The organism is Acidimicrobiia bacterium (assembly GCA_041393965.1).
Lineage (GTDB): Bacteria > Actinomycetota > Acidimicrobiia > Spongiisociales > UBA5794 > UBA5794.
Genome location: JAWKJB010000002.1, coordinates 369,269 through 387,011, shown reverse-complemented (window position 1 = coordinate 387,011; position 17,743 = coordinate 369,269). Strand labels below are relative to the sequence as shown.

The following is a 17,743-nucleotide window of genomic DNA, read 5'->3' as shown; positions in this document are numbered from 1 at the left end:
GGGTCCTCCGAGGGGTGCAAAAACAGTGCGGTGCGAGGCCCAATCCTATCGGTGTGTGCACCGTATCGCCGCTGTGGGATCAGGAACCGCCGAGGAGGTCGGGTCGCCTCCGGAGCGTCCGCTCACGCCGCTGTTCGGCCCGCCAGCGCTCGATCATGGCATGATCTCCGCTGAGCAGCACTTCCGGTACGCGCCAGCCCCGAAACTCGGCAGGCCTCGTGTACTGCGGCTCCTCAAGGAGCCCATCACCTCGGAACGACTCCGTTTCGGTCGACATCGGGTTTCCAACGACACCGGGCAGGAGTCGCACCACACCTTCGATGATCACCGCTGCGGCGGCTTCCCCACCGGAAAGGACGAAGTCGCCGAGCGACACCTCCTCGTCGATGAGGTTGGCAACGATGCGCTCATCGATTCCTTCATAGCGGCCACACACGAGGGTGAGCGCGTCGATGGTTACGAAGCGGTCGAGGTGCTCTTGCCGCAGCGGCACACCAGCGGGAGTGAGCAGAACTCGGTGCGTTCCCGCAAGCGGATCGAGGGTCTTCGCGAGCGGTTCCGGTGTCATGACCATCCCTGCGCCCCCGCCAAACGGTGCGTCGTCGACTTGACGGTGGACACCCTTCCCGTGGTCGCGTGGATTGTGGAACTCGACCTCGACGACACCGTCTTCGATCGCCTTTCCCACAAACGAAACGGTCAGCGGTGTCGTGAAGAACTCAGGAAACAGCGTGACGACATTGATCTTCACGGTTCACACCCGGAACGCATCGACGAGAAGCCGCGCGGTGTCGGCCGCGAGCGCCTCAACGCGCGCGGCGGGATCGTCCGAATCCATGACGACCTTGCCGCCGGTCATGATGATCTGCTCGATCATCCGCCCAGCGAAAGCAGGTGGGTACGACCGGAACACCCCTGCGGCGACACCAGCCCGGTAGATGCTCGCGAATTCAGAGCCGAGCCCTTCGTGGGCGTGGGCGATGGCCCGCTGTGCCTCGGGTGAAAGGCGCGGCACCTCCGTGTGGAGGATGAGACCCATGTGGTCGGTCCCGACGAACTCGACCATCTTCTCGGCGAGTCGAGCGAGGCGTTCATCGGGAGGAAGATCAATGGGGACGGCAGAGACGATTGCCTCGGATGTCGCCGGAAGGTCCCGCCGAACGAGCTGTACCAACAGGTCCTCCTTCGAAGAGAAATGCTCGTAGAAGGTGGTCCTCCCGATGCCCACCGCGGCGGTGATATCGGCATGGGACATCTCGGTGCAGCCGACGGTGGCGATCAGCTCCCTTGCAGCATCGAACATCTCATCGCGCAGCTGGTCCGTCGAGGCTCTCGGTGCCATCCGCCAAGCGTACCTCTCACCGTTGGTTGAACAGCGGGACGCATCGAAATTCCGACAGGAAGTCGGGATCGGCGAACCATAAGTTACGGCCATGAAGACAACCAACTCGATCGTGCTCGGGATGAGCTTGCTGGTCGTGGCGTCGTGCAGCCCCAGCACCTCAACCGCAACTCGTCCTACGCCCGAGCAGTCGCCCGCTGCGCTCTTCGTGGGTGTCGACGGGGTCGAAAGCGACATCTCGGACACAAGCCGGATCGTCGTCCTCAACGGCGACCTCGTCGAGGTCATCTTCGCGCTCGGCGCCGGTGATCGAGTGGTCGGGAGGGATCTCACCACGACCTATCCGCCCGAGGCTCTCTCGATCCCGGATGTCGGACTGGGCCGACGCCTGAACGCCGAGGCCGTCATCGGTCTCGACCCGACGCTCGTCCTCGGTGACACGCAGATCGCACCGGCGTCAGCGATCGAGCAGATCAGAGCTGCTGGCATACCGGTGGTGATCCTGGATGTGCAGGCAACGCTTCCCGGTGTGAGTCGGAAAATCACCACGATTGCCGAGATCCTCGGTCTCGAAGCAGAGGGCCAGAAGGCCGTCGCCGGTGTGGAAGCTGAGATCGGGCGGGCGCAGAGCCTCGCCGCAATGGCGACCGACACCCCTCGTGTCGCGTATGTCTATGTGCGAGGTCCCGAAACACTCCTCATGTTCGGAAATGGCATGCCAACCCATTTCCTGATCGAGGCCGCCCACGGGGTCGATGCGCTCGGTGACACCGGCGTCGTGTTCGCCGAGCCACTCGTCGCCGAACAACTCGTTGCGGCACAACCCGATGTTCTGATCACGCCCATCGAAGGCTTTGATCTGATCGGCGGACTCGACGCATTCCTCGCCTTGCCGGGAGTGGCGGACACACCTGCCGGAGTAACGGGGCGCATCATCACCTATGATGAAGCCCTGTTTCTCGGCATGGGGCCCCGCACCGGCGAGGCACTCATGCAGCTCGTCGTCGATCTGCATCCGGACCTCGCGCCGTGAGGCAACCCCGGTCGCTCGGGATCATCGCGATCCTGGCTTGTTTGGCAGTTCCAGCGGTCGTGATCGTCTCGGTGAGTGTCGGAGCGGTGCCGGTACCGATGTCGGATTCGCTCCGCGTGCTCGTGGATCACCTCACCCCGTTTCGGCTGGATCCTCCATCCCAGACCAATGCGATCGTCTGGAACATTCGACTTCCGAGGACGGTCGTCGCGATGCTCGTCGGGATGATTCTCGGAATCGCCGGAACCGTCCTCCAGGGATCGCTGCGGAACCCGATTGCCGACGCGCAGCTCATCGGCTTGTCCTCCGCCGGAGCCGTCGGTGGCCTCACCGGCTTCTGGCTCGGATATGCGTCGGGTGGGCCAACCGTCGCGATCGCCGCCGGTGCCGTGGCGGGAGTCTGCGGTGCGCTTTGCGTGCTCTGGCTCTCCTCACGGGTTTCCGGCGAGCCGACCCGCTTCATCCTTGTCGGTGTCGGAGCGGGCCTTGCCCTTGGGGCGTTGGTTGCGGCCGCGTCGATCGCGATTCACGATCCCCGCATTCCTGATGTCGCCTTCTGGTTCTTCGGTGGGCTCGGTGCGTCCACATGGGAGGTCGCGGGTGCCCTCGCCCTTGCGGGGGCCATCGTTGCCATCGGTGTGATGCCGTACGCCAGAAGGCTCGACATCTTGAGCCTCGGCCACGATGCTGCACGCCATGTCGGTGTGAATGTGGGGACCACCCTGATCATCGTGCTCGGCCTCATCGGGCTCGGTGTCGGTGCCAGCGTCGGGGCTGCGGGTTCGATCGGCTTCGTTGGGCTCGTCGCGGGTCGCACGGCCGTCGCCGCGGTCGGGCCGCATCACCATCTTGCGATACCGGCGTCCGCCCTCGCAGGTGGGCTCATGGTTGCTCTCGCCGATGTCGTCGGAAGGATCATCGGGCACGGCTTCGAGGTGCCCGTCGGGTTGGTAACGGCGATCATCGGGGGCCTGTATCTCGTTGGGCTCATCACACGCAACAGGGTTCCGATATGACCCCGCTTCGCGTGGATCTCTCATCGGTCACCGTCACCTTCGGGCGTCGGCGGGCACTGGAGAACATCAACCTCGATGTGAGCGCCGGTGAATTCGTTGCGGTCGTCGGGCCGAACGGCTCCGGGAAGTCCACCCTGTTGCGCACCATTGCCGGCGAGGTCGCTCCCACACGCGGAACGGCGACGGTCGCTGGCGTCCCGATCGCGGATGTGGGGCCACAAAGCGCAGCGCGGCTGCGCTCATACCTTCCGCAGACCCACTCCGGCGACATCGGCTTCGATGTCGCAACCGTTGTGGGGTTCGGCACATTCATTGCCAGCACATTGGAAGAACCCGACGCTCGGGTCCGATCAGCGATGGCGCGAGTCGGTGTCACCGAACTCGCCGACCGTCCGTTTCGTGAGCTGTCAGGAGGCGAACAACGCCGCGTTGCCGTCGCACGGGTCCTGTGCCAGGGGGCGCCCGTCATGTTGCTCGATGAACCAACGGACAGCCTCGATCTCGGACATGCGGACTTGGTCATGTCGGCCGCCGAAGCTGAGGCGGCGGGAACCCGAATCGTGGTCTCGACCAGCCACGACCTCAATGCTGCGGGACGGCACGCCAGCCGCATGGTGCTGCTCAACCACGGCAGGATCGTGCGCGACGGCACACCGGCAGAGGTGCTGGACGCGACGCTCCTCAGCGCCGTCTACGAGACTCCGGTCCTGGTGGTGCCGCATCCCGACACCGGCGTTCCGATCGTCATCCCCGCATGAGACGCAAGAACGAGGCTGGGGAGGCCATCGGCGTCAGATGACGATGCCCGATTCGATTGCCTCATACAGCGTGGTGCGACGCACAGGTTGACGGTCAAGGTCGAGGATCAGATCCCTGAACTCGGCGGCAGAGACCTCCGTGCCGTGGGACGCACCCGCGGCTCGGGAAATCGATTCATCCATGAGCGTCCCGCCGAGATCGTTGCAGCCCGATTGCAGCAACGCTGCCGCGCCATCGAGTCCGAGCTTCACCCATGACGCTTGGATGTTGTCGATGAGGCCGACCAGCGCGAGACGGGCAACCGCGTGGACGAGAACGACTTCGTCCCAGGTCGGCCCGGGCCGCGCCTGCCCCCGAAGCCAGATCGGAGACCCCATGTGTACGAACGGCAGCGGAACGAATTCAGTGAAGCCGCCCGTGCGTCGCTGAATGGCTCGAAGGACCTCGAGGTGGTTGGCCCACGATCTGGGACCGTCGATGTGGCCGAACATGATCGTTGCGGTCGTGCGAAGACCGATCTCGTGTGCCGTCAACATCACCTCGGACCATTGCGCCGTGCGGATCTTGTCCGGACACAGCGTGCGGCGCACATCGTCGTCGAGGATCTCCGCGGCGGTCCCGGGCAGCGTGCCGAGTCCAGCCTCCTTCAGCATGGTCAGCAGCTCCCTGACACTCACACCTGCCGTTTCGGCGCCCTGCCACACCTCAAGGGGAGTGAACCCATGAATATGCATACCCGGCACCACAGCCTTGATTGCCGTGACGAGGTCGACATAGAAGCGGCCAGTGAATTCGGGATGGATGCCTCCTTGCAGGCAGACCTCGGTGGCTCCGCGCTCCCAGGCCTCCGCAGAGCGTTGCACGACCTCGTCAATCGACATGAGATAGGGCGTGCCTCGGAGATCGAGCGAACGCGGTCCCTTCGAGAAGGCGCAGAACCCGCACTTGTAATAGCACTGGTTGGTGTAGTTGATGTTGCGATTGACGACAAAGCTGACCTCGTCTCCGACGACGAGACGACGCAGGCGATCCGCAGCGTCGGCGATCGCCTCGACATCGCCACCCCGAGCGTGAAGGAGCAACTCGATCTCATCCACCGACGGGGCCGTCCCGCACAGGGCGTGTTCGAGAATCGGGAGCACCTCAGAGGATGCATCCTCCATCGCGACGGCATCATCGGATTTCCAAGGCGAATCGTGCCATGCCGCCGAGACACGCCGCGGTCCGTGAGGAGCGGGTTCGTCCATGCCGGGTGCCCACGAAACCCTCGGGCGGGCAACACCGGTACCATCGATCTGGTTGAGGTACGCCCGTAGGGAGTCGGCATCGAGCTCATTCACCGCCTCGTCATAGCCGAGGCCGGGCGGGAATGCCGAGCGTTCGACGAGAGACCGGTCGCCAAGCGCGTCACGCAGCTCACCGATCCGTTCGGTGCCCCAGTCTCGCAACAGCAGATCCGATGCTCCCGCTGCGATCACCTCAAGGGCTTGGGTGACGGTATCGACGAAGGTCGACACGGCTGCGTTGCATCCGGGTACGGCGACGAGGGCAGCTGCTTTCGCAACGGTGCTCCGGCTCGTGCGAAGGTAGCTGGCCTGAGTAAAAGCAAGCGCGTCGAGAATCTCCATTCGCGAGCCGGTATCGATGATGCTGACCCGCCAGCCGGCGACGGCGTTTCGGGTCAAGGTGCGGCTGACCCCCGGCGTCACGACATACGCAGCGGAGACGACCGACGGATCGCCGCTTGCCACAAGGAGGCCACCGTTGTGCGCCGCCCTGAGGTCGTCGAGGGTCGGCGCGTCCACCTCCACGACCAGCGTCCCTTCGCGGCGGCGGGTCGACGCCCACATCTCGTTGAGATGAGAGGCAGGGCGAACTTGGAGAAAGGTAACCGCCGTCATAGCACTCCTTCGCGATGCAGCGACGGGATGGCAGCGTAACCCTCATCGGTGGCCGCTGAGACCGCATCGTCGAACAACCGGGGGTCGATCCACCGTTCGGTGAGGTACTCGGGGTAGACGGGAAGCCGTGGACGCAGATCGAATCCTGCTCCGACCGTCACGGCCCGCAGACGCTCGAGCGACGGCCACGGAGCCTCGGGATTCACCCAATCGATGGTGAGGGGACTGACGCCGCCCCAATCGTTGATTCCGGCGTCGAGGTAGACCGTGAAGTCCTCGGTGAGGTTCGGCGGGACCTGAAGATTCATCTCTGCGCCGAGAATCCACCGCGCGAGGGCCACCACCCTGACGAAGTACGGTATGGACGGTTCCGGGCTGAAGCGCATGAGCGTGTCGGCCTTTGCGCGGAAGTTCTGGATGATCACCTCTTGGATGTGGCCGCGCTCGGCGGCAAGGTCGGCGAGCGCGAACAGGCTGGAGACGACCTCGTCATCGGTCTCACCGATCCCGACGAGGACGCCCGTCGTGAACGGAATGTGCTGGCGGCCTGCCTCCCGGATCGTTGCGACCCGAACCTCCGGAACCTTGTCGGGGCATTTGTGGTGCGGCATGCCGGGCTGGGTGAGCCGCTCCGAGATGTTCTCGAGCATCAGCCCCATCGACAGATTGCTCGGGCGCAGCCGTGCGAGATCGTCGGCATCCATGATGCCGGGGTTGGCATGCGGGAAGAGTCCGGTTTCGCCCCGTATCAGTTCGGCCATCGTTGCCGTGTAGTCGATCGTCGACGACGCACCGTGTCGATCGAGGAACTCTCGGGCCTGGGGCCACTTGTCCTCGGGCTTGTCGCCGAGCGTCAGCAGTGCTTCCGTGCAATGCAGTGCATCACCGGCTCGCACGATTGCCAGAACATCGTCCGGGGTCAGGTACTGCCCACCGGCCCCGGGGGGTTTGACGAAGGTGCAGTAGCTACAGGTGTCCCTGCACAGAGTGGTGATCGGGACGAACACCTTGCGGGAGTAGGTGATCGTCCGCCCGTGCCCCTCGTTGCGGAGCCTGCTCGCTGTGTCCAACAAGTCATCCGGCTCACAGGATCCGTCGAGGAACCGAAGCGCGAGTTCCGGATCAGGGTTTCCGAGCATCTGGGCAAGGTATCACGCTGTGACGGTCACGATTGCGGGACCAACTACGCTCGGCACGATGCGACGATTGGCAAGGATTCCAGCCCTGCTCGCCCTCGCAGCCGCCGCATGTTCGTCGCCGTCGACCGTGACCTCGGTCACGACAACCGTTCCGACACCGATGTCGACGACCACGACAGTCGCATCGGACGAGATCTGCCGTATCGGCGATGTCCGTTTCGGTGACGATGGTCTCGTTGCCGCCCTCGGCGAGGATGTCGGAGATGCAACCGCGATCGCCAGTATCCACTGGACCGACTCGGCAACCTGCGAGCGGGTCGTCATCGGATTTGCATCCGATACTGGCGCTCCCGCCAGTTCCCTCGGGCCGACGGGCGTCACCGTCCTCGCCTACGCCGCTGTGGTGAGGGTTCAGCTGCCACCAGAGGTCGACGCGACCGCGATAGCCGACTCTCTTCCCGACGGGGATCTTGTCAAGCAGGTCTTCGTCGTGAGGGACAGCGACGGCATGCTGTCGATCGACCTGCAAGGAGCTCCGGGAACCGCGATCATGGCGCGGGCGGTTGCGACCTCCTCGCCGGCGAACCTCATCATCGACATCATCCCGAGCGACGCAGCGGTCACGCCCCCGGGACCCACGCGTTCACCCGCCGTGATCGTGATGACACCGTCCCCGGGATCGACGATCTATCCCGTATCGGTCGAGGGATACGCCGCACCGGGGCTCGATTCGCTTCGGCTGGATCTCGTTGCATCGGACGGTTCGTTCACGCGGCGAAATGTCCCGCTCAACGGTTGGATCGACACATGGCAAGGATTCGAGGCGGCCATCGGCGACGGGCCCTCTGGCATGGTGAGCCTCTTCGTCGGAACGGTTGGACCGGAGGGCCAGCAGGACGAGGGTGCAACCCTCTCACTCGACCTTCCGTAGGGCCTTGTCCTCGTCCGGCGCCATGCCGGCGGCACGATGGTCACATGTTTCGCCGGTATCTCCCACCGACGGCGAACAAGGCATCGGAAAGCTGTCCGAGTGAACACACCTTCGCGGCCTGCATCAGGGCGTCGAAGATGTTCCCCCCTGCGAGGGCGACGGATTGGAGGTCGCGCAACGCGACTTCGGCGGACTTGCGCTCACGATCGTGCAGCGAGCGCAGATCGTTGATCAGCCGGTCCTTGTCGTCGTCACTCGACCGAATCACCTCGTCAGGCGTCAGGATGGGTGACCCGGCCTCCGACAGGAACATGTTGACACCGACGATCGGGAGTTCCCCCGTGTCCTTGAGGTGTTCGTACCTGAGCGACTCTTCCTGGATCTTGGACCGCTGGTACATCGATTCCATTGCACCGAGCACCCCTCCCCGGTCGGTGAGCCGATCGAACTCCATCATGACGGCTTCTTCGACCAGGTCGGTCAGTTCCTCGATGATGAACGAGCCCTGCAACGGGTTTTCGTTCTTGGCGAGACCGAGCTCCCGATTGATGATGAGCTGGATGGCGAGTGCCCTGCGGACCGATTCCTCGGTCGGTGTGGTCACCGCTTCGTCGTAGGCGTTGGTGTGGAGCGAGTTGCAGTTGTCATAGATGGCGTAGAGGGCTTGCAGGGTCGTACGGATGTCGTTGAATGCGATTTCCTGGGCATGCAGGGAACGCCCTGAGGTCTGGATGTGGTACTTGAGCTTCTGGCTGCGCTCGCCCGCGCCGTAGACATCGCGCATCGCTTTGGCCCAGATGCGGCGTGCGACGCGTCCGATGACGGCGTATTCGGGATCGAGACCATTGGAGAAGAAGAAGCTGAGGTTGGGGGCGAAGCTGTCGATCGCCATGCCGCGCGCGAGGTAGTACTCGACGAAGGTGAAACCGTTGGCAAGCGTGAAGGCGAGCTGTGAAATCGGATTGGCTCCCGCCTCGGCCATGTGGTAACCCGACACCGACACCGAGTAGAAGTTTGAGATGTCGTGCTCGATGAAGTACTCCTGGATGTCGCCTTGCATGCCGAGGGCGAACTCCGTGCTGAAGATGCAGGTGTTTTGCGCCTGGTCCTCTTTGAGGATGTCCGCCTGGATGGTGCCCCGGACGGCGGCAAGCGTCTCTCGCTTGATGCGCCCGTAGGTTGCCTCATCGAGGACATCTGCGCCGGAGATTCCGAGGAGCATGAGGCCCGAGCCGTCATGCCCGGGGGGAAGGTCACCGTGGTAGCGGGGCTGTTCATGACCCCGTTCGGCGAAGATCTCTGCGATCTTGGCTTTGACCGGCTCAGTGAGCCCTTCCGCGACGATGTGCCGCTCGCACGCCTGGTCGATTGCCGTGTTGAGAAAGAACGCGAGCATCATCGGCGCTGGCCCGTTGATCGTCATCGACACGGAAGTTGCGGGATCGCAGAGATCGAACCCCGAGTACAGCTTCTTGGCATCATCAAGACTCGAAACCGACACTCCCGAGTTCCCGACTTTTCCATAGATGTCGGGCCTCGGATCCGGATCGTGGCCGTACAAGGTGACCGAGTCGAATGCCGTTGACAGCCGCACGGCAGGCATGTCTGCTGCGAGATAGTGAAAACGACGATTCGTCTGCTCGGGACCGCCCTCTCCTGCGAACATCCGAGTCGGGTCCTCGGCCTCACGCTTGAACGGGAAGACACCCGCCGTGAACGGGAAGTGGCCGGGGAGGTTCTCCTTGCGGAGCCACGCGACGCGGTCCGCCCACCCACGGATCGTCGGATGGATCACCTTGGGGAAGACCGTGCCGGACAGGCTCTCGATCCTGTTGTCGACCTGGAGTTCGGTACCACGCACTTCGTAGGTCACGACACCGCTGCGATACCGATCGGCAGTCGCATCCCAGCTGTCGAGTGCCGCGGCGAGTTCGTCGGGTAGCTCCGCCGGTTCAGGAATGCCCATCTCCGGGTGGAGTCGGCGCAAGGTTGCGAAGGCTTCTCGATCCGCCGCAACCTCTGCGAGCCGGTCGGTTTCGCGGTTGTAGGAACGAACCGCGTCGGCGATCTCCGACAGGTACCGCACCCGCGATCGGGGAATCAGCGGATCCGTGTTGGATGTGCCACCCCGTTGCTCGAACGGGCCGAGCGTCTCAGGGAACGCCGAATCGACCGCACGCATGACGGCTTCGTAGAGCTGTTGGGTGCCAGCATCATTGAACCTTGAAGCGACCGTGGCGTGGATCGGAAGGTCGGCATCGTCCGCATCGAACAGCTTGCGGTTCCTCTTGTACTGCTTGCGCACATCGCGCACAGCGTCGTCTGCACCGAGACGGTCCGCCTTGTTGATGGCGATCACATCCGCGTAGTCGAGCATGTCGATCTTCTCGAGCTGGGTCGCCGCTCCGTACTCCGGTGTCATCACATAGACGGCAACATCGGATGCGTCCACGATCTGGGTGTCCGACTGCCCGATCCCGGAGGTCTCGAGGAAGACGACATCGAATCCTGCGGCCTTGACGATCGCAACGGCGTCCCCGACATGGGGCGACATCGTCAGATTGGGTTGCCGGGTGGCCATGGATCGCATGAAGCACCGTGGTCCCGACACCGCATTCATCCGGATTCGGTCACCGAGGAGCGCGCCCCCCGACCTGCGATGTGACGGATCCACTGAAATGACGGCGACGGCGTTCGTCGGGAAGTCGCGCCGAAATCGCAACACCAGCTCGTCGACGATCGAGGACTTCCCCGACCCGCCGGTGCCGGTGAAACCGACAACCGGAACCCCACGATCTCGAGCTTCGGCCCGAAACCGGTCGAGCACATCGACGACGGCGTCGGGAGCGTTCTCGGCAAGGGTGATCGCCCTTGCAACGGCCAGGTGATCCCCCGCGAGCACCCGCTCATACAGATCCTCCAAGATCGGTTTGTCGGATCGTGCCTGCTCGAGGAGGTCCGCGATCATGCCCTCGAGCCCGAGTCTCCTGCCGTCGTCGGGTGAGTAGATCCGTGCGATTCCGTTCCGTGCAAGCTGAGCTGCCTCGTCGGGAAGGATCGTCCCGCCGCCGCCGCCGAACACCTTGATCCCGGTACCGCCCGCCTCATCGAGGGTCTCGCGCAGGTAGGTGAAGAACTCCATGTGGCCGCCCTGATAGGAAGTGACCGCAACGCCGTGTGCGTCCTCTTCGATGGCGGCCTTGGCGATCATGGCCGCCGATCGGTCGTGGCCGAGATGGATCACCTCTGCGCCCTTCGACTGGAGAATGCGGCGCATGATGTTGATCGATGCATCGTGGCCATCGAAGAGCGAGGTGGCGGTGACGATCCGAATCGATTCTGGCTGCACCCGCGAGATGTTAGGACGCACTGCCGTGAGGACTCACGAACGGGGTCGAGCCCGGTTCCGACCTGTTCCACCCAGGCTCGATATCGAGTCAACCCTTACGGCTGGAACTCAGAGTCCGAACAAGGCTCCGTGTGACGAGATAGGCAGCAATGACAATGTTCACACCGAAGAGGGTCAGTGCCCAAACGGTCTGATGGGCATCTGCCGCAACATATGCAATGGCCACGGCGAGGGCACCTATCACGGGTCCCCACTGCTTGATGACCGGTGGCCATCTCGGAGCGAAGGGGGCAACCGCACCAAATGCCGCTACCAAGAATGCCCAATAGTGAGCGATGCCCTTCATCCGTCGTCCCTTCAACCGCAATTGTATGTAATCCGAATGACTTGGTGGGTCCACGCGGGCTGACCAATTGGGTAGGACTTGATTCCCAGGCCAGTCAATAGCGGAATGTCTGTCGGCGACGGCTGAACAATGAGCGCTTGATCGCCGGTCGAACACTGCGCGGTGTCATAGACAGGCAGCGGTCTTCGTCGCATTCAATGTCCGAGGACGGTGATCTCTCGCCACGACACGAACGACGGGCTGTTGGTCGTCACCACGCGAACGAAACGCACATGCTCGAGGGGTCCCGCAAAGACATGTTCAAGTCGGTCGCCATCGTGGGTGAAGCCGGCGAATTCGTAGACCTGGTGGAGCTGCGCAGCGGAGGCTCCAACCAGCACTCGATGCACCGTGTCGCCTTCGGGATACTGCGATGTCACGAGACGGATCGCCTCCACCGTCGACTCCGTTCCGAGGTCGATTTCGATCCATTGGGTCGGTCCATCGCCCGACTCCCACACGGTGGTGTTCCATCCGTCAACGGCGAGTTCACCCCGAGTCAACGATGCTGAGGTGCGCACGGGCCTGCGGCTGGCGATATTCGGTTCGAAGAAGTCGAATGACTCACCGATGCAGGGGTCGGGTCGATTGACGGGTGCAAGCGTCCTCAGAATCGCACCGTTGGCTTCGGTCCCGGTCCATACGTCGTGATCGTTGGTTCCCGTCCAGTGCCAGAACATCCATCCCTGCACCCCGTACTCACACGACTCCACCTGCCAGTCCTGGAGCCCTGATGCTGCGGACCGAGGCGAGTCGTACACGAATGTGAACCCGCCGGATTCGCCTGCCACCACCGGCTTACTGAAGTGATCGAGATCCAGGTTCTCGATCATGAGGCCCAATGGGACATATCCCGGATAGGGGTGGATGTCCAAGAAGTCAACGGCAGCAGCCTCGAATGCTGCTGCGGTCGGTACGACCCGGTTGAGGTCGGGCCGCCACACATTGGGCTCGTTCGGCGGAAACAGACCAACCGTGATGAGCGCGGTTGGGTCGAGCTCCTTGATGGCAGCGCCGACCCGGTCGACCCAGTACGCAACACCGTCCGCAACCATCTGGCGCTTCTCTTGGGACTCTGCCATGTCGTAGGTGTTCCCGTTCGCAGTCGTGACATGGCCGCCGGTCAGCGACAGGGGTGGGGTATCCGGGAAGAGGAACAGCTCTCCCCGAATCTGGTAGGCCATGATCGCATCGAGCGGAACCTCTCGGTCGATGAACGCCTCAACGACATCCGTCCAATACCGTGACCGCTGCTCGATCCCCACCTCAGACAGGTAATGGCTGTTGATGTACCCATCGAAGGGATCACAACAGGTCGCCTCGGCGATGGGGATGTACCCGGCATAGCGAGGAAGATCGTTGGATGTGATGATCACCAACAGGTCGCGTTTGTTCGCTCGGCGAATGAAATCGGCGACATTATCGAGGTAGTCCTGGCGCAAACCCCCCTGGCGAGATCCGATGCAGTCCTCCACGCACACATCGAGGGACGTGCGCACGATGTTGTAGCCCATGGTCACCATCAGGTCGAGCTGCGTATCGACGAAGGAAGGGGCGTAGCGGTCAGGCGAGAACAGCCTGTCGACGAAGTAATCGTTCTCGGGGCCGAGTTGGTGGAAGTTGGGACCCATAGGAACAATACGCTCGTCCGTGCTTCGCCGGTAGAACTCGGTCGTGCCGTCGCCGGAACGGACCGCAATGTCGTGTTCGGGGACCTCGTATGCCAGCTGGACGCCCGTGCTGGTTGTTGGGCGGATCGTCGTGGTGGGCAACCGGCTTGTGGGCACCGGCATTGATGAACTCGTGGTGGTGCTGGCTGCTCCGGACGACGGCGTACAACCAGATGCGATGACGATCGCCACCGACGCAACGAGGCGCTTCATGGTCACAGAAGGTACACAGCGAGCGTTCACATCGGCTGGCTCTTCGTCGCGAAAAGTGTCAGACCCGTTGCGTAGAATCGAACACATGTTCGATACTTTGGAACGCACCCGGCACACCGTCGAAGACATGAGCATCGGGGACCATCTCGATGCGATGTGTCCCGGCATCTTCCTCGCAGCAGCGTTGTCGAGCGTCGATGTTCACTCCCTTTCCGGCCATGACCGGGTCGCCGTCCTCCGAGCACATCAACGGATGGTGTCGTACTACTCAGCCAAGATGTACGAGGACATGAATGCCATCGCCGATGCGGTTGCCGATGACGAAGGCTGGGACCGCGAAAGCGCCTTGGAAGGCGCTGCGGCAGAGATCCGGGTCGCGCTCAATCTGACACGACGGGCGGCCGACATCGAATTCTCGTTTGCGCTCGACCTGAAGTCGCGTCTTCCTGCGGTCGCCGAGCTGCTCGCGCGTGGCCTCATCGATGTCAGACGGGCCAAGGCAATCGACCACGCGACGGCGCACCTCTCCACCGCAGCCGCCCAGGTGGTTGTCGATCGAATCGCTGCGGCGCTGCCCGACCTGACCACTGGGCAGATCATGGCTCGTATCCGCAAGCTCTCGCTCGAAGCTGATCCCGAGTCGGCCATGGATCGCTACGAATCGGCTTGCACCAACCGGCGGGTCGTCACTGAGCCGTCGATCGATGGAACATCGCATCTCTACGCCTTCGACCTTCCGCCCGATCGGGTGGCAGCGGCAACACGGCGGCTCAATGCTCTTGCGAGAACGCTCAAGGTCAAAAGCGAGGGCCGCACGATGGATCAACTTCGGGCCGATGTGTTCATCGACTTGTTGCTCGGAGCCGAGCCGACATCCGTCGAGGGATCGTCGGCGTCGGGCACCAAGCGCGGAATGGTCGATATCCGTGTGGACCTCGACACCTTGGTTGGCCTGAACTCACATCCCGGTGATCTCGGTGGATACGGCCCAATCGTCGGCGAAATCGCTGCACGCATCGTGGAAGAACACCACGATGCCCGGTGGAGTGCAACCGTTGTCGATACCGAAACTGGCAATGTGCTGTCCACACGGGCGCTCAGACGCAGACCGACGGCGGGCACTGCTCGGGCTGTTCGGGCCCAGGCACCGATATGCGTCTTTCCGGGCTGTCGGATGCCATCAACCCAATGCGACATCGATCACACGGTACGCTGGGTCGATCGTGGGCCGACCGCCGATAGAAACCTCGAGCCACTGTGCAGGCACGACCATGTGATCAAGGACACCCACCGCTGGACATACCGCCGCTGTCAGGATGGGTCCTACCGATGGGTCACGGCACTCGGTCAAATCGTGACACGGCCGCCAGATCCCCCGTAGACCCCCAACGGCTGGGGAGGCCGTCTTCGGCCCCTATTCGAACAACCCGCTTGGCAACTCCACAAAGATCCGATCGTGGGCGATGTCCACCGTCGGTACCAGCGCCTCAACAAACGGAACTTCTGCCGTCGACCCGTCGGGTGCGACAACGACGAGCCGATCCTGGGCCGAGCCGAAGATGACCTCATGGACCGTCCCGACCTGGCTGCCGTCGCTCGTGATCACCTGGCAGCCGATCAGGTCCTCCGGCCACCACTCATCGTCGGGAAGCAGGCGGCGCTCCGACGCGGGAATCGTGATCTGCACACCCCTGAGTTCCTCGGCGTGGGTGCGATCCGAGACCTCGGCAAACAAGATTCGATAATCGTCGGCGAGTGCCGTGACGGCCTCGATGGTCAGGATCGGCTGTTCCGGTGCGTCGGTCGCAAAGGAGGCTCCGACGACGAGACGCGTCGCCGCATCGTCGACCATGCTGCGAACAACGACATCGCCGCGGACGCCGTGCGCTCTGCGCACATATCCAACGGGGATGGGGCCGTCGGCGTCGTCGGAGTGGCCGCGGCCCGGGGCCATGTCAGTCGAGGAACTCCACATCGACACCGAGCCCCTCCTCGTCACCCGCTGCGCTGCCGACACTCCGAATCGCCCGTGCGACTCGACCCCGCTTGCCGATCACCCGTCCCATGTCGCTCTTGGCGGTTCGAACCTCGGCTACGACGGCGTCGGCGCCGTCGGCAACGATCTCGACCTCGACCTCGTCCTGGTTGTCGACGATCTCACCGACGACATAGGACACAACCTTCTCGACGATCTCCCCTTGGCTCATGCTTCTCCCGTTTCGTCATCGGACACATCGGTCGCCTCGACCGCCGCCATTTCGACCTCCGCGTCGGCACCGACCGTGTGAATCGCTCCGCGGGCGACCTTGAACTGCGTCCATGCACCCGAGATCTCGAGGAGCTTTCGCGCCCGGTCGGTCGGTTGGGCGCCTGTCTTGAGCCAATACAACGCCCGTTCGTTGTCGATGGTCACGAGAGAGGGATCCTGCCGAGGATCGTAGACACCGAGTTGCTCGATGTACTCGCCGTCGCGCGGCTTGCGGGAGTCCATAACGACCACGCGATAGGTCGGCTGCTTCTTCTTGCCAAGCCGCGTCAGGCGGATCTTGGTTGCCATCTGTCGATCACCTCTTCTTGTTCGTTCGTACACCGCCGGGCAGGGCGAGTCCAGGGATGGGACTCTTGCCGCCGGCCATGGCCTTCATCATCTTCTGTGCCTGCGAGAACTGCTTGAGGACGCCGTTGACATCCTGCGGCCTCGTTCCCGATCCCGTCGCGATGCGGCGCTTGCGGCTGCCGGAGATCACCTTCGGATTCCGTCGTTCCTCAGGGGTCATGGACCGGATGATCGCCTCCACGCGAGCGAGATGACTCTCGTCCACCTGGACATCGCGCAGGGCCGAACCTGCGCCCGGGAGCATACCAACGAGCTGTTGCAATGGCCCCATCTTCTTGAGCTGCTGGAACTGCTCAAGGAAGTCCTCGAGGTCGAATGATGCGTCAAGCATCTTCTTGGCGGCACGGTCCGCTTCCGCTTTGTCGTAGGCCTCTTCGGCCTTCTCGATCAGCGAAAGCACATCGCCCATGCCGAGGATGCGCGAGGCCATGCGGTCGGGATGAAACACATCGAGGGCATCGATCGATTCGCCGGTTCCGACCAACTTGATCGGTACCCCGGTCACCGCGCGTGCCGAAATCGCCGCACCCCCGCGGGCGTCACCATCGATCTTGGTCATGACCAGACCGGTGATGTCGGTGTGTTCGCTGAATCCCTGCGCAACGCTGACGGCCTCCTGGCCCGTCATTGCGTCCACAACGAGGAGGGTCTCGTCGGGTTCGGCAACTTTCTTGACGGCTGCGAGCTCCTTCATCAGCTCCGTGTCGATCTGCAGGCGACCGGCGGTGTCGACGATCACGACATTCGCCGACTGCGCGCGAGCCTCCTTGAGCGCCGACTTCACCACCTTCTGCGCGGATTTCCCATTGCGGTCCGTGTAGACCGGGATCCCGACCCGCTTGCCGAGCTGTTCGAGTTGGTCGATCGCAGCCGGACGCTGAAGGTCAGCAGCCACCAGCATGGGGCGCTTTCCCTTGCTCTTGACATGCTTGGCAAGTTTCGCCGCAGTCGTGGTTTTGCCCGATCCCTGCAACCCGACCATCAGGACCACCAGCGGCGGGGTCTCGGTCCTCGCGAGCGGAACCGCGGCCTCGCCGAGGGTGACGACGAGCTCCTCGTGAACGATCTTGATGACCTGCTGGCCGGGGGTGAGGCTCTTGGTGACCTCCACGCCGACGGCCCGATGTTTGACCCGCTCGATGAATGCCTTGACGACATGGAGGTTCACATCGGCTTCGAGGAGGGCGATCCGGACTTCACGAAGCGCGGCGTCGACATCATCCTCCGAAAGGCGACCCTTTCCTCGGAGCCTTCCGAACACCTCTCCCAGTCTGGCGCTGAGTGCGTCGAACATCATGATGCAGGGTAGCGATGCGGCAGCATCGGTCGCCGACGGGACGAGGAGGGACGAATCGTCGCGGACTCATCCGGGTTTGGAGGGGTGATGT

Annotated in this window: 15 protein-coding genes and 1 pseudogene; 5 read left to right on the top strand and 11 right to left on the bottom strand. The window is 63.2% G+C overall.

What is annotated here, in order from left to right; genetic code table 11:
- Positions 1-79 precede the first annotated feature (79 nt).
- Positions 80-751, bottom strand: coding sequence for a tRNA (guanosine(37)-N1)-methyltransferase TrmD (gene trmD, locus R2823_06645; protein ID MEZ5175867.1), 672 nt, complete (start codon positions 749-751; stop codon positions 80-82).
- A gap of 3 nt (positions 752-754) precedes the next feature.
- Positions 755-1,342 (bottom strand): TetR/AcrR family transcriptional regulator, encoded by a 588-nt coding sequence (locus tag R2823_06640; protein ID MEZ5175866.1) that lies wholly within the window; start codon positions 1,340-1,342, stop codon positions 755-757.
- A 91-nt stretch (positions 1,343-1,433) separates the two neighbouring features.
- On the opposite strand from R2823_06640, the gene R2823_06635 reads away from it, so the two are divergent.
- Genes R2823_06635 through R2823_06625 form a run of 3 tightly spaced genes read left to right on the top strand, consistent with a single transcriptional unit; the run spans position 1,434 to position 4,149 of the window.
- The gene (locus tag R2823_06635) at positions 1,434-2,375 is read left to right on the top strand and encodes an ABC transporter substrate-binding protein (protein MEZ5175865.1); all 942 of its coding nucleotides are present in this window, start codon (positions 1,434-1,436) and stop codon (positions 2,373-2,375) included.
- Positions 2,376-2,416: 41 nt separating this feature from the next.
- Entirely contained in the window at positions 2,417-3,391 is a 975-nt protein-coding gene (locus R2823_06630; GenBank protein MEZ5175864.1) for an iron ABC transporter permease, read from the top strand.
- Positions 3,388-4,149 (top strand): ATP-binding cassette domain-containing protein, encoded by a 762-nt coding sequence (locus R2823_06625; GenBank protein MEZ5175863.1) that lies wholly within the window; start codon positions 3,388-3,390, stop codon positions 4,147-4,149. The genes R2823_06630 and R2823_06625 overlap by 4 nt, the downstream gene beginning before the upstream one ends.
- A 33-nt stretch (positions 4,150-4,182) precedes the next feature.
- Here the strand turns inward: R2823_06625 and cofH are convergent, their stop codons facing one another.
- Positions 4,183-6,051: a 5-amino-6-(D-ribitylamino)uracil--L-tyrosine 4-hydroxyphenyl transferase CofH gene (gene cofH / locus R2823_06620; GenBank protein MEZ5175862.1), complete on the bottom strand. Its 1,869-nt coding sequence runs from the start codon at positions 6,049-6,051 to the stop codon at positions 4,183-4,185.
- Positions 6,048-7,190 (bottom strand): 7,8-didemethyl-8-hydroxy-5-deazariboflavin synthase CofG, encoded by a 1,143-nt coding sequence (cofG, locus tag R2823_06615; protein ID MEZ5175861.1) that lies wholly within the window; start codon positions 7,188-7,190, stop codon positions 6,048-6,050. Before cofG ends, cofH begins: the two co-directional genes overlap by 4 nt.
- A 58-nt stretch (positions 7,191-7,248) precedes the next feature.
- Between cofG and R2823_06610 the strand changes: the two genes are divergently transcribed.
- Positions 7,249-8,121 carry a hypothetical protein gene (locus R2823_06610; GenBank protein MEZ5175860.1) on the top strand — a complete coding sequence of 291 codons (873 nt, stop codon included), beginning with the start codon at positions 7,249-7,251 and terminating at the stop codon, positions 8,119-8,121.
- A 40-nt stretch (positions 8,122-8,161) separates the two neighbouring features.
- Here the strand turns inward: R2823_06610 and R2823_06605 are convergent, their stop codons facing one another.
- The 3 genes from R2823_06605 to R2823_06595 form a co-directional block, all read right to left on the bottom strand.
- On the bottom strand, positions 8,162-11,470 hold the full coding sequence (locus R2823_06605; GenBank protein MEZ5175859.1) for a methylmalonyl-CoA mutase family protein: 3,309 nt from the start codon (positions 11,468-11,470) through the stop codon (positions 8,162-8,164).
- An 88-nt stretch (positions 11,471-11,558) separates the two neighbouring features.
- Positions 11,559-11,816 carry a hypothetical protein gene (locus tag R2823_06600; protein MEZ5175858.1) on the bottom strand — a complete coding sequence of 86 codons (258 nt, stop codon included), beginning with the start codon at positions 11,814-11,816 and terminating at the stop codon, positions 11,559-11,561.
- Positions 11,817-12,010: 194 nt separating this feature from the next.
- Positions 12,011-13,738, bottom strand: coding sequence for a discoidin domain-containing protein (locus tag R2823_06595; protein MEZ5175857.1), 1,728 nt, complete (start codon positions 13,736-13,738; stop codon positions 12,011-12,013).
- 85 nt (positions 13,739-13,823) lie between these two features.
- On the opposite strand from R2823_06595, the gene R2823_06590 reads away from it, so the two are divergent.
- Positions 13,824-15,119 carry a DUF222 domain-containing protein gene (locus R2823_06590; protein ID MEZ5175856.1) on the top strand — a complete coding sequence of 432 codons (1,296 nt, stop codon included), beginning with the start codon at positions 13,824-13,826 and terminating at the stop codon, positions 15,117-15,119.
- A 33-nt stretch (positions 15,120-15,152) separates the two neighbouring features.
- Here R2823_06590 and rimM read toward each other — a convergent pair whose 3' ends face one another.
- The 4 genes and pseudogenes from rimM to ffh form a co-directional block, all read right to left on the bottom strand.
- Complete coding sequence (gene rimM / locus R2823_06585; protein MEZ5175855.1) at positions 15,153-15,692, bottom strand: ribosome maturation factor RimM; 540 nt, start codon at positions 15,690-15,692, stop codon at positions 15,153-15,155.
- Between the two features lies 1 nt (position 15,693).
- On the bottom strand, positions 15,694-15,945 hold the full coding sequence (locus R2823_06580) for a KH domain-containing protein (protein MEZ5175854.1): 252 nt from the start codon (positions 15,943-15,945) through the stop codon (positions 15,694-15,696).
- A 98-nt stretch (positions 15,946-16,043) separates the two neighbouring features.
- A pseudogene (gene rpsP / locus R2823_06575) lies at positions 16,044-16,295 on the bottom strand (30S ribosomal protein S16).
- 7 nt (positions 16,296-16,302) lie between these two features.
- The gene (ffh, locus tag R2823_06570; protein MEZ5175853.1) at positions 16,303-17,649 is read right to left on the bottom strand and encodes a signal recognition particle protein; all 1,347 of its coding nucleotides are present in this window, start codon (positions 17,647-17,649) and stop codon (positions 16,303-16,305) included.
- Between the last annotated feature and the right edge of the window lie 94 nt (positions 17,650-17,743).

Excerpts from the sequence above, each read along its gene's own strand:
- R2823_06640 (MEZ5175866.1), bottom strand. The coding sequence starts at position 1,342 with ATGGCACCGAGAGCCTCGACGGACCAGCTGCGCGATGAGATGTTCGAT.
- R2823_06635 (MEZ5175865.1), top strand. The coding sequence starts at position 1,434 with ATGAAGACAACCAACTCGATCGTGCTCGGGATGAGCTTGCTGGTCGTG.
- R2823_06625 (MEZ5175863.1), top strand. The coding sequence starts at position 3,388 with ATGACCCCGCTTCGCGTGGATCTCTCATCGGTCACCGTCACCTTCGGG.
- cofH (MEZ5175862.1), bottom strand. The coding sequence starts at position 6,051 with ATGACGGCGGTTACCTTTCTCCAAGTTCGCCCTGCCTCTCATCTCAAC.
- cofG (MEZ5175861.1), bottom strand. The coding sequence starts at position 7,190 with ATGCTCGGAAACCCTGATCCGGAACTCGCGCTTCGGTTCCTCGACGGA.
- R2823_06610 (MEZ5175860.1), top strand. The coding sequence starts at position 7,249 with ATGCGACGATTGGCAAGGATTCCAGCCCTGCTCGCCCTCGCAGCCGCC.
- R2823_06600 (MEZ5175858.1), bottom strand. The coding sequence starts at position 11,816 with ATGAAGGGCATCGCTCACTATTGGGCATTCTTGGTAGCGGCATTTGGT.
- R2823_06595 (MEZ5175857.1), bottom strand. The coding sequence starts at position 13,738 with ATGAAGCGCCTCGTTGCGTCGGTGGCGATCGTCATCGCATCTGGTTGT.
- R2823_06590 (MEZ5175856.1), top strand. The coding sequence starts at position 13,824 with ATGTTCGATACTTTGGAACGCACCCGGCACACCGTCGAAGACATGAGC.
- rimM (MEZ5175855.1), bottom strand. The coding sequence starts at position 15,692 with ATGGCCCCGGGCCGCGGCCACTCCGACGACGCCGACGGCCCCATCCCC.
- R2823_06580 (MEZ5175854.1), bottom strand. The coding sequence starts at position 15,945 with ATGAGCCAAGGGGAGATCGTCGAGAAGGTTGTGTCCTATGTCGTCGGT.
- ffh (MEZ5175853.1), bottom strand. The coding sequence starts at position 17,649 with ATGTTCGACGCACTCAGCGCCAGACTGGGAGAGGTGTTCGGAAGGCTC.